Raw genomic sequence first — 11,635 nt, 5'->3', positions numbered from 1 at the left:
TTGGCTTCTTCGATAGCCTTTTCATTTTCTCTATAAAAGTCAAATTGAGCTGATTTATCGGTATGCAAATTTTGATATTGCGAAATCAAATTTATGTATTGCTTATAATCTGATGAATTTGTATCGAATTCTTCTTGTATTATTTCGCCGTAACAATTAACAGCCATTTTCTCAACATGAATTCCGTCCAACATAGCTTCATCAAATTTCCCGCATAATCGGAGATTATAAATTATTTCATCTTTATCGCTACTATTGATTTCGACATATACACTTTTTGGATATTCTACAATTTTATCAATTTTTGATTTAGGCTCTATTTGGCAATATTTATTTGCGATAATCCTAGTCGGAACAACATCGTAAAATGGCACCAAAACACACAAGGCAACAGATATAGCCACTGCTTTATTGCTTTTTGAAATCATATACACGATGACACATATTATACCACTTACAAATGCATAAGCGGCAAAGACAAAAGATATAATTATTTCCATAATTTTCCTTTCAGGCCGTATCGTTTATCCACGATACGAATTTATCTAAATTCACAAATTTAAACTCAAATTTGATAGTTTGAATTTAAATTTACGAATTCAACAAAATTCCTAGCTTCTTTATATTGGCTCGTATTTTCTCCATACCAGCTCAAAGGGTCGATAGCCAAATCATCTGTTCCCCTAAATGCTATTATATACTCGCCATTTTCATTTTTTAAACAATAAGCTTGAAGCCCATTTTCTGTATTTATATAATCAAGCACTTTATATTTCTTACTTAATGTCCTTTTTGCACCTTTTTTATTTACAAATTTATTGATTTCTGAACCAATATTATCTTGCAAATTTAAATAAGCCATTTCGGCTAACAGCCCAAATTCCGTAATGTTTTGCTCTAATGTATTCATTAGATTTCTCCTTATAAAAAAATTTTATTTTAAATAATTATTGATAAATATCAATAGACAAACCTTTGCTCCATTTATCCATATCAAAGACTTTTTCTATCTCTTGTCTTTTGCCACATACTTCTCTTGTAAATTGGTAATCATCGGCAAAATGTGGCATTAATATTTCTGGAAAAATAAAAGTCGCTTCTCTATTTCTAATATACATCTTCCAAAAAGCTATCTCTTTTTCTGTTTTATTTTCTACAATAGATACATTTACGATATGATAAAAATAATTTTCAAATGCACTATCAGAGATTTTTTCACTTTTATTTATTATTATAGAATAGTTGTAATTTTTGATAATATCTCTATCTTTTTCCACTTCATTGCGTTTTGTTATTTTAAATTTGGCTTCTTCGATAGCCTTTTCATTTTCTCTATAAAAGTCAAATTGAGCTGATTCATCGGTATGCAAATTTTGATATTGCGAAATTAAATTTATGTATTGCGTGTAATGGGTCGAATTTTTATCAAAATATACTTCTTCTACTTTTCCATTGCCGCATTTATATTTATCCGTTATTTTGCTATTACACTCGATTGCTATTTTTTCAATATGAATTCCGTCTAATAAAGCCTCTATTAAATGTAAGCTAGTATCTATATCACCAACTTTGGCGTTGTCAATTTTGACATATACACTTTTTGGATATTCTACAATTTTATCAATTTTTGATTTAGGCTCTATTTGGCAATATTTATTTGCGATAATCCTAGTCGGAACAACATCGTAAAATGGCACCAAAACACACAAGGCAACAGATATAGCCACTGCTTTATTGCTTTTTGAAATCATATACACGATGACACATATTATACCACTTACAAATGCATAAGCGGCAAAGACAAAAGATATAATTATTTCCATAATTTTCCTTTCAGGCCGTATCGTTTATCCACGATACGAATTTATCTAAATTCACAAATTTAAACTCAAATTTGATAGTTTGAATTTAAATTTACGAATTTAAGCAACTAGTAAATTTAAATTTGCAAATTTCTCATCATTTATATCTATTATTCCGTCATTGTTGCTATCAAATTCGCTTAATGCTTCAAAGCCATTTTTTGCGTTTGGATTAGTGTAGGCATAGGCGTTATTTGAGATGCTCTTGTTTCCAAATAGCTCGCTACCATTATCGATTGCGCCGTTGTTGTTTTTATCAATGGTGATAAAGGCGTCATTGTTATCTATCCAGCTTGTAGCCTCTTTAAAGCTGTTATTATCAAGGTCAAAATTTATCTTATAGTCTAAATTTGTGCCTTTTATGCCATCATTATTAAGGTCTATTGCAAGTGGATCGTAAGTTTCTGGCTTATCATCGTTTGGATCTTTGTCGTCGTCTTTGATGAGACCTTGACCTGATACGACTGCTTGGACATTTAAATTTTCAGAAGTTTGCATTACTATGCCACTTACTTCAAATTTTCTATCTTTTTCTTTGATTGTATTTCCATCCCAAGTATGAGTATAGGTTTGTTCTATATCTCCTTCTTTAAATTTAACCCTTTGTTCATTTATGATTAGTTCTAAAAATTCATCTTTTTTTAGTGCTCTATTTAGAGTTATTTTAAATTCCATTGAGTGTTTGCCATTGCCACCCTCGGTTGATTGATTGTTTCCCATGGTTACTACTATATCATCTATATCGACTAAGACTATATCTAAATCATTGCTTATTTTACTGAAATTTTCTATTGTTATGCTATCGTTGATTATAAGATCTGAGCCTTTGAGTTCATACTTTGTGCCGTCTTTACCTTTATAAATTTGTGAACCCTTTTCTATTTGAGTTCCTCCTGTTAATTGATGATTTTCTAAAAATACTCTACCATTTCCATCACTGTCTTTTATGATATCTCCATTATCTACGAAATAATCATCTTTGCCGTTTCCACCGATTAGTATGTCTTTGCCACCGTGACCTATCAGCATATCGTTACCGTTGCCACCAAAGATAACATCGTCTTTGGTGTCGCCAAAAAGACTGCCGTGAGCATTTGGCAAAAAAGGTCTTGCATAGATTGTTCCGTCATCCATAGTTACTTGTAAAAAACCATTATCAAGTAACACTGCACCTTTATAATCACCCAAAGCGCTATCATAAATTTTTTTAAACATTGACGATGCGTCTAAGTCAAATATTGATAAAGCAAGATTTCCCCACATTATAACTCTTCCGTAAGGCGTAAAAGAAAAAACAGTTACAGCGGCGTCACCTAAAACAATCCAAAAGCTTGCTTTAAAGCGCTTTCCCCTTTTGTTGTATCCACTAAAATGCTACTAAACCAGAAAATGAACCAAATGACGAGTTAGTAGTTTCATGCAATTTAAAAAATAAAAATATAGCTATTATAAAAAATATTCCAATAATGAGTGCTATAAAATTTACTAAGATAACATTGTTTTCTATAATAATTGGCTCTTTATCATAATCTCTTTTATGTGAATTTGTTTTATTGTGTGAAATTTGAGAATTATCCAAATTTAAATCATTTTCCAAATTTTTATTAAAATTCTCTTTATTATTAGAGCTATTACCTAAATTTACTCTATTTTTGGATCTATTATTTCTTAAATACTCTCTAAGTTTTTCTTTTTTTCATCACTCAAATTTAAACCTCCAATTTAACTCTCAAAACTCTCTGCCTCTTTTGCCTGAAAGACAATATCAACGCCATATTTTTCTCTAAGCTCTTGGACTGCTTTTTGTGCCACAAGTTCCTTTTTCTCTTCATCAAAAAAGAGGTCTCTTTGCACCTTGCCCTCCTCTTTTAAATTTGAAACTGTAAGAGAGAGTTTGTTTATAGCCCTGTTTTTGCTGTCATCAACCAAATCTAAAAGCTCATTTGAGATTTGCCAAAGCAGCTCTTCATAAAAAAGGCCATTTTGAGTTTTGCGCCTACTTTTGACCGCTCCATTTATATAGCGGATTTTTAGCTCGAAAGTTTGGGGATGAAGATCCAAAAGATAGATATCAAAGCTAAGATGACGACAAATTATGGCAAGCCGTCTTTTTATCTCATCTCTATTTTTTATTGGTAAAAATGTTCTTGAAAAGCCCATGCTCTTTCTTTTGTGATCGGTTTGAATCTGCGTTGTTGGGGTTGCTATGAGTGAGTTGTAAATTTTAACTCCATTTTGCCCAAGTTGCTCAAAGATAAATTTAGAATTTACCGCATCTTTGATGGTGACAACGCCCTTTTTATAGAGCTTTTCTGATAGTTTTGAGCCAACCATCGGAAAGCTCTTGATGGGCTCTAGACCAAATTTAGCCAAAAACTCATCGCCATTGCAAAGCATTATGCCAAATGGTTTTGCCTTTGTTGTGCAAAACTTGGCTATATCTTTATTTTGACTAATGCCGATACTGCAACAAAGCTCAAGCTCATTTAGTATCCTTTGTTGAAGCTCTTTTGCAAATTTCAAAGGGTCATTTTTGTAAGGCGAGCCACTAAGATCTATATAAAACTCATCGATACTTGCCTGCTCGATATCTGGCGTGTAGGAGTAAAGTAGGAGATAAACCTCTTTGGATAGCCTTTTGTAAAGTGCAAAATCGCTCTTTAAAACTACCAACTCTTTGCATAGTTCTTTTGCCAAAAAAAGCGGCATAGCTGCCTTTATGCCAAATTTTCTAGCGCTGTAGTTGGCGCTTAAAATTATCCTGCTATCTTCATAAATGCTCTCTTGCCCAAATATAGCATTGTCGCCGCCACCTACAACTACGAGATTTTTACAAGAGAGCTCTTGATGTCCAATGATAGATGCCGAAACAAAGAAGCAGTCAAGATCAAGATGGGCTATCATGCGTTAATTTACAATATCAAGCCCAAATCCGCTAAGTCCGCTAAACTCTTTTTGAGTATTTGATGTTAGGATTTTTATCTTTTTAACATTTAGATGAACCAAAATTTGAGCTCCAATGCCATACTCTTTTATGGTGCTTCTATCATCGATATCTAGCATATTGTCAAGCAAAATCAAAATGCCGCCATCCTTTGAAAGCTCCTTTAAGCTCTCTATAAAATCAACATAGCCATCACTAGTCAAAAAATCAACATCTTTGCCAACTTTGTGAAATTTAACATTGCAAACATCTTTTGGAGTGCCAAAAATAAAGGCTTTGTGAAGATTGCCTCTATGATCTGTTATGTCATAATACTGAGCCCCAACACCCGCTATCAAACCGCTTTTTTTGGGACTAAATGAGATAAGAGTTTCGTTTTTTAGGCGGTATTCTACAAGTTGAGCGATGGATATCATAGAGATACCAAATTTCTTACAAAATAGCTCTAAATCATCTCTTCTTGCCATAGTGCCATCCTCATTGACAATCTCGCATATCACAGCAATCGGCGCAAGACCTGCCATCTTACACAAATCAATGCTGCCCTCTGTATGACCCAAACGCTCAAGCACACCGCCATCTTTTGCGATAAGTGGGAATATGTGACCTGGTGCTACAAACTCTTTGGAGGTTGAAGCGGGATTTGCAATGAGTTTTATAGTCATATCCCTCTCTATTGCGCTAACTCCTGTAAGTGCCGCTTTTGCATCGACTGATATTGTAAAAGCGGTGTTGTGAGCTGAAGTATTGTGTGAGATCATTGGATAGAAATTTAACCTACTTGCTATCTCTTTGCTAATTGGCGTACAAAGCACCCCTTTGGCATGAGTTATTGCAAAATTTACCTTCTCTACATCGCAAAATGCTCCAGCAAAGACCAAATCGCCCTCATTTTCCCTATCTTCATCATCAACAATTACTATCATTTTGCCATTTTTAATCTCTTCAATCGCCTCATCAACAGTTATAAATGCCATTTAATTCTCCTTATTTTTTCTTAAAATCTCTTCATCAAAGCCATTTTTGAGCTTTAAATAAATTTTCTCAAAAGAGGTCCCCGCAACTCTTGTCTCTGCTATGGTAGTTATAAAGTTAGTATCTTTATACCATCTTGGAACGATATGGTAGTGGATATGCTCAGCAATGCCAGCACCAGCTGCTTCACCTATATTCATACCAATATTTACCCCATCAGCCTTTAGATATTTTTTGACAATAAAAACGCCCAATTTTACAAATCCACTCATCTCTTCCCAGCATTCATCACTCAACTCATCAAGTCTGTTTGTATGGATGTATGGTATGACCATAAAAGCTCCAGGATTGTAAGGATAGAGATTCATTATGCCAAAGCACTCTTTAGCTCTAAAAAGCACTCCACGCTCTTCATCTTCGCTTGCAAGTTCAGCAAGACAAAAGGGACAACCGTCTCTTTTTTTGTCAAAATAGACACTTCTCCAAGGTGCATAAAGATGTTTCATTATCTCTCCTTTATCTCTTCTAAAGCACTTTTAATATCATCTTTTCTCATAAAATACTCGCCCATCAAAAAGGCATCAACACCAGCCATGCTTAGCTCTTTTATAAACTCTTTATCACTCAAACCACTCTCTGCAACAACAACTTTACCAGTTGGGATAGATGGCAACAGTTCAAAACAAAGCTCCATATTCATAGTAAAATCTCTTAAATCTCTATGATTTATCCCAATGATTGAGGCACCTGCAAAGATGGCCTTTCTAATCTCACTTCTGTTATGGACTTCAACCAAGACCTCTAAATTTAGCTCTCTTGCAAAATCCACAAGCTCTTTTAGCTCTTTTTGACTTAAAATTCCAGCAATAAGCAGTATAAAATCCGCCCCAAAAACAGCAGATTCTAAAACTTGATATCTATCAATGATAAAATCTTTTCTTAAAAGTGGAAGAGTCGTATAGTGCTTAATCAAACTCAAATAGTTAATATCGCCCAAAAAAAAGTTAGGCTCTGTAAGCACAGATATGGCATTTGCGCCGCCCTCATCATAAGATGAAGCTATCATCTCAGGATAAAACTCCTCTCTTATGACGCCCTTGCTAGGACTTGCCTTTTTTATCTCAGCAATTATTTTATAGGGATCACTATTTGTTTTTTTAAGCGATGTTATGACATCTTTTTTGACCGTTGAAATGGAAGAGAGCGATCTTCCCAAAAGATCAAATGGAATTTTGGCCTTTTTTAACTCTAGTTCCTCTTTTGTCTTTTCTACTATTTTATCAACTATCATTTTTTACTCTTTAGACATTTTTTAATGGTTTCAAAATGTTTATCTATCTCTTTGTTTGCCTTGATATCGTCGCTGCTTATGGTATTTAGCACATCGTAAGCCATATTGCAATCTCCAAGTTTATAGTATCCCCACGCAAGACTATCGATGTAGGCTGGATTGAACTCATCTTTCTCCAACGCCATCTCAACAAACTCAATCCCCTTTTTGATATCTACATCATAATCTATCAAAAGATAACCATAGTAGTTATAAAATAGCGCCTCATTGCTCTCTTTTACTGAGTTTTTAAACTTATCAAGCACAGAGTTAAGAGTTTTTTTGTCAATATTTGGATAACTCTCTTCAAACTCAAATATCGCCATATAGCTCAAAAAATAGGGCTTTTTGCTCTCCATATAGGCCTCTTTTGCAACACTATAAGCCATCTTTCTATCTCCAAGTGAGTCATACATCTCAACTACAACTTCAAGCCCAAATTTATGCTTATACATCAAATTTGCAGCCTTTAAAATCTCGCCACTTTTTACTAGCTGTCCAGTTGCCAAGGCAAGATATTTTTCATCTTTTGTGATATTGTAGAGGTCTTCATAGTTATCTACAAGTTTTTGACTATCGGGCAAGTTTTTGTATATCTCAGTTAGGAGTTGGCAGACTGCAAATGTAGGGGAATTTTTGCTCTTTAGTTCTTCAAGCAGCTCTCTTGCCTCGCCTACTTTTTTTAACTTTATCATCGAACGGACCAAATTTAGCAAGTTAGCGTCGCTACTATCTAGCTCATATGCCATTTTGTAGTTTTGGTAGGCGCCCTCAAAATCCATCTCAATGTTTAAAATAGTTGCCAAAACAGCATAACTTTTTGAACTTTTATCTATCTCTATCAAGTTTTTTGCAACTTTTTTTGCCTTTGTTGTCTGTTTGCTATCTACCAAATAGGCAATATAATAAAAAAGCACCTTGCTATCTTTGATACTATCTAGCTCTTTTTGATGACTTGCAACAATGCGCTTTAGCAAGTTTGTATCATTTGCATAGGCAAGTCGCATAACCTCTTCTAAATACTCGCTCTTTTTTGTATCATTGTAGAGCTTTTCGTAGATATCGATAGACTTTATCGGATTGCTATCTTGATATTCAAGTGCTTGCATTATCAAAAGATCGTCGCTATTGCTGTAATTTATGCTATCTATCTTTGCATTTAAAGTTGAATTCAAAAAGATGGCTATTAAAAAGGATTTTAAATAGATTTTACGCCTATACATTCTCTCTCCAGTTCATTAAAATTTTTCTTAAAATAGTCCCAAAAAGGGAAAGTCCTGCACTGTTTGGGTCTAAATTTGTAGATAGAGCAGTTTTTACTCTCCTCATCAAAAAAGAGACAAGCTACCCCATCTTCATATGGCTTTTCTTTTATGCTATATCTATATCCTACCTTAAAAAGGTATTTTTTACTAAACTCATCAAAATCAAGCTCAAGCTCTTTTCTTAAAAGCTCTATCTCATCTTTGTCTATCCAAATATAACCACTCTCGCCAACACAGCACTTCCCGCCACATTTGTCGCATTTGCTAGAGTCAAACTCATAACTAAAACCACTATTTCTAATCAACATCATAGCTCTTTAAATTTGCTTTTTTATAAACTTCTTCCAGCTCTTTGCTAAACTCATCGCCACTCTTTATAAAAATAGGCGACAAAATCTCACACATAGCACGAGAGCTCTTTTTAGCATGGACCAAAACCAGCTTTGCAGCCTTGCCCTCTTTGCTATGTATAAAACGAACAGCGCTTGGCGTTAGTTTAAATTTGGCCAAAAGATTAAAGATAGAAGCGATCTTTTTTGCATCATAACAAAAAAAGAGCTCTCCTTTTGGCTTTAAATTTCTATTGGCACTATTTAAAAACTCCTCTAACTCCAAATGATGGCTATAACGGCTCACATTTAGATGCAGATCTTCGCTTTTTTTTATATTTGCATCATAATATGGCGGATTGGAGATGATAAAGTCAAATTTAAACTCACTTTTAAAACTCCTAAAATCCTCTTGCAAAATCTCACACTCATAGCCCAAATTTAAGGCATTTTTCTTAGCCAAAGAGACATTAATCTCTTGTATATCTATCATGGTTAAGTTTATATCAAACTCTTTTTTTAACAGTAGTCCAATAACCCCACTCCCACATCCAACCTCCAAAACATCGCCAAATAGGCGATTTGGCATAACAAATCCATAAAGAAGCACTGTATCGGTGTTATATCTATAACCCTTTTTTAGCTGATAAATTTTCAGATTTTAGCCTTTTTAGAGTGGATAATATTTTCTATGATAGTATGAGCGTGATTGAGCGCAACTACGATAGAACCGCCCGTCCTAGTAATCAAATCCCCGCCTACATAAAGCCCTTTTGTTGCAGTTTCGTTGTTTTCATCAACTATTGGTATATTTTTTTCATTTAGCATAATTCCGCAATTTTTCAAAAAATCAACTGGAGTTGTGCCACCAATTGCATAAACTACCCTATCATAAACTATACAGCCGCCCTCTTTGAAATTTACAAGAACCTTTCCAGACTCATTCTCCAAACTCTCAATGTCGCTTGAAAGACGCAAAAAGATGTTGCCATACTTAACCTCATGGGCTATTGCTTTTTCATTTGTCAAATTTAGCCTTGTAAATTTATCTCTTCTATAGCAAAGCGTTACGATGTTGCCTTTACAAAGCGCTATGGCATACTCTATGGCTGAATTGCCACCTCCAACTACCAAAATTTTCTCATTTTGCCCACATTTGTCAAGGTTGAAATTTACAACTTGATTTAGTGATGGTGGTATTTTATAGTCAGGTCTGTTTGGTCTGCCCATTCTACCGATACAAATAATGACATTTTTGCCTTTATAACTAGCATTTGGAGTGCTTACATAAAAGATACCATCTTTCTTTTCGACCTTTTCAACCTCACTTTTAAAAGAGGTATCTACCTGATCTGTATCTAAAAGATTGTCAAAATAATCAAGCGTGCTCTCTTTTGTCCCTGGCTCAAAAGCAACATTGCCATGAGTTTGACTATCAAAGCCCTTATACTCCTTATCTACCCTTTTGTTCTCCTTATAAAACTGTCTTATGGTTTGTGAGTGGTTATCGCCTTTTTCAAGTAACAAAACAGAATCAAGTCCCATAGTTTTCGCCTCAACAACGGAGGCAATCCCACAAGGTCCTCCGCCTACTACTATGACATCATAAGAGCTTTTCATATCTTCCCTTTATCATATTTATTTAGGCAATTATAGTATTATTAAGCTAACAAACTAATTATGACAAAGGTAAAAATATGACTAATTTACTCAAAGCTACAAAAGAGGCGAGTGCCACCCTAAGAGAGCTAAAACCTGCTCTAAAAACAGAGCTCATAAGAGAGATAGCAGCACACATTGACAAAGATAGAAAAGCTATCTTAGAGGCAAACAAAAAAGATATAGAAAATGCAACCAATCAAGCTCTCTCAAGCGCTTTGATAGATAGGCTAACTCTAAAAAACAGCACCATAGACTCAATGATAGCCTCTCTAAACTCAATTGCCAATCAAAAAGATCCTGTAGGTAGAGTTCTTGATGGTTGGGTAGCAGAAAATGGGCTAAGTTTTGAAAAGATCTCCATACCAATAGGCGTCATCGCTCTTATCTACGAATCAAGACCCAATGTCACAACAGAAGTTGTAGGACTTAGCCTTAAAAGCTCAAATGCCATAGTTTTAAAAGGCGGAAAAGAGGCAATAAACTCAAATACTGCCATCATAAACTCCATAAAAATTGCCATTAAAGCTTGCAATATAGATCCAAATATAGTCACATTTTTAGATATCGATAGAGAGCAGGTAAAAGAGCTTTTGACGATGGATAGATATATCGATGTTATTATTCCTAGAGGAAGTAGCTCTTTGGTTAAATTTATAGCACAAAACAGCACAATTCCGCTTTTAAAACATGATGAGGGGATTTGTCATCTCTATATAGAAAAAAGTGCTTGCATAGATAAATCAGTCGAGATAGCCATCAACGCCAAAGCACAACGTCCAGCCGTATGCAACGCCATTGAGACACTTTTGGTAGATGAAGAGATAGCGACTTTGTTTTTGCCACTTTTCAAAAGGGAGTTTGATAAGTTTAAGGGTCAAATTTATGCAGACAAAGAGGTACAAAAGATAATAGAAGCCAAAGAGCTAAAAGACAACTCATTTTGTTCTGAGTATCTAGACTATGAGATAAATATCAAGTTGGTTAAAGGTGTAGATGAGGCGATAGCTCACATCAAAAAATATAGCTCACTTCATAGCGAGGCGATTTGTAGCAACAACCACGAAGCTATAGAAAAGTTTCTAAACGCTCTTGATAGCGCATGTTTGTATGTCAATGCCTCAACACGTTTTAGCGATGGATATGAGTTTGGTTTTGGTGGAGAGATTGGCATTAGTACCAACAAACTTCACGCAAGAGGTCCTGTTGGGCTAAATGAGCTTACCACCTACAAATACATAGTAAGAGGGGATTGGCAAAGCAGGCAATAA

12 protein-coding genes and 1 pseudogene are annotated in these 11,635 nt (G+C 34.7%); 1 reads left to right on the top strand and 12 read right to left on the bottom strand.

Going from position 1 to position 11,635, the window contains the following annotated elements; translation table 11 throughout:
• From Q0X52_RS07055 to Q0X52_RS07000, 12 genes and pseudogenes are all read right to left on the bottom strand, one after another.
• Positions 1-500, bottom strand: a pseudogene (locus Q0X52_RS07055) (hypothetical protein); the annotation flags it as partial.
• Positions 501-565: 65 nt separating this feature from the next.
• A complete protein-coding gene (locus Q0X52_RS07050; protein WP_297576410.1) occupies positions 566-910 on the bottom strand; it encodes a hypothetical protein in 345 nt (114 codons plus the stop codon).
• Positions 911-947: 37 nt separating this feature from the next.
• Positions 948-1,823 (bottom strand): hypothetical protein, encoded by an 876-nt coding sequence (locus tag Q0X52_RS07045; protein WP_297576394.1) that lies wholly within the window; start codon positions 1,821-1,823, stop codon positions 948-950.
• Positions 1,824-1,922: 99 nt separating this feature from the next.
• On the bottom strand, positions 1,923-3,125 hold the full coding sequence (locus Q0X52_RS07040) for a calcium-binding protein (protein ID WP_297576392.1): 1,203 nt from the start codon (positions 3,123-3,125) through the stop codon (positions 1,923-1,925).
• 459 nt (positions 3,126-3,584) lie between these two features.
• Positions 3,585-4,766, bottom strand: coding sequence for a DNA polymerase IV (locus Q0X52_RS07035; protein ID WP_297576390.1), 1,182 nt, complete (start codon positions 4,764-4,766; stop codon positions 3,585-3,587).
• 3 nt (positions 4,767-4,769) lie between these two features.
• A complete protein-coding gene (locus Q0X52_RS07030) occupies positions 4,770-5,783 on the bottom strand; it encodes a bifunctional 3,4-dihydroxy-2-butanone 4-phosphate synthase/GTP cyclohydrolase II (RefSeq protein WP_297576388.1) in 1,014 nt (337 codons plus the stop codon).
• A complete protein-coding gene (locus Q0X52_RS07025; protein WP_297576385.1) occupies positions 5,784-6,287 on the bottom strand; it encodes an HIT domain-containing protein in 504 nt (167 codons plus the stop codon).
• Positions 6,287-7,072, bottom strand: a complete 786-nt coding sequence (gene trpC, locus Q0X52_RS07020; protein WP_297576383.1) for an indole-3-glycerol phosphate synthase TrpC — start codon at positions 7,070-7,072, stop codon at positions 6,287-6,289. The genes Q0X52_RS07025 and trpC overlap by 1 nt, the downstream gene beginning before the upstream one ends.
• A complete protein-coding gene (locus tag Q0X52_RS07015; RefSeq protein ID WP_297576381.1) occupies positions 7,069-8,334 on the bottom strand; it encodes a hypothetical protein in 1,266 nt (421 codons plus the stop codon). The genes trpC and Q0X52_RS07015 overlap by 4 nt, the downstream gene beginning before the upstream one ends.
• Positions 8,310-8,681 (bottom strand): YkgJ family cysteine cluster protein, encoded by a 372-nt coding sequence (locus Q0X52_RS07010; RefSeq protein ID WP_297576408.1) that lies wholly within the window; start codon positions 8,679-8,681, stop codon positions 8,310-8,312. Before Q0X52_RS07010 ends, Q0X52_RS07015 begins: the two co-directional genes overlap by 25 nt.
• Complete coding sequence (locus Q0X52_RS07005) at positions 8,674-9,294, bottom strand: methyltransferase (RefSeq protein WP_297576379.1); 621 nt, start codon at positions 9,292-9,294, stop codon at positions 8,674-8,676. Before Q0X52_RS07005 ends, Q0X52_RS07010 begins: the two co-directional genes overlap by 8 nt.
• A gap of 65 nt (positions 9,295-9,359) precedes the next feature.
• Positions 9,360-10,325: an NAD(P)-binding domain-containing protein gene (locus Q0X52_RS07000; RefSeq protein ID WP_297576377.1), complete on the bottom strand. Its 966-nt coding sequence runs from the start codon at positions 10,323-10,325 to the stop codon at positions 9,360-9,362.
• A gap of 77 nt (positions 10,326-10,402) precedes the next feature.
• Here Q0X52_RS07000 and Q0X52_RS06995 point away from each other — a divergent pair, with 77 nt between their 5' ends.
• Positions 10,403-11,635, top strand: coding sequence for a glutamate-5-semialdehyde dehydrogenase (locus Q0X52_RS06995; RefSeq protein ID WP_297576374.1), 1,233 nt, complete (start codon positions 10,403-10,405; stop codon positions 11,633-11,635).

The organism is uncultured Campylobacter sp. (genome assembly GCF_947255105.1).
Taxonomy (GTDB): Bacteria; Campylobacterota; Campylobacteria; order Campylobacterales; family Campylobacteraceae; genus Campylobacter_B.
Note: the sequence above shows the minus strand (reverse complement) of the source record. Positions and strands in the feature narration are given on the sequence as shown.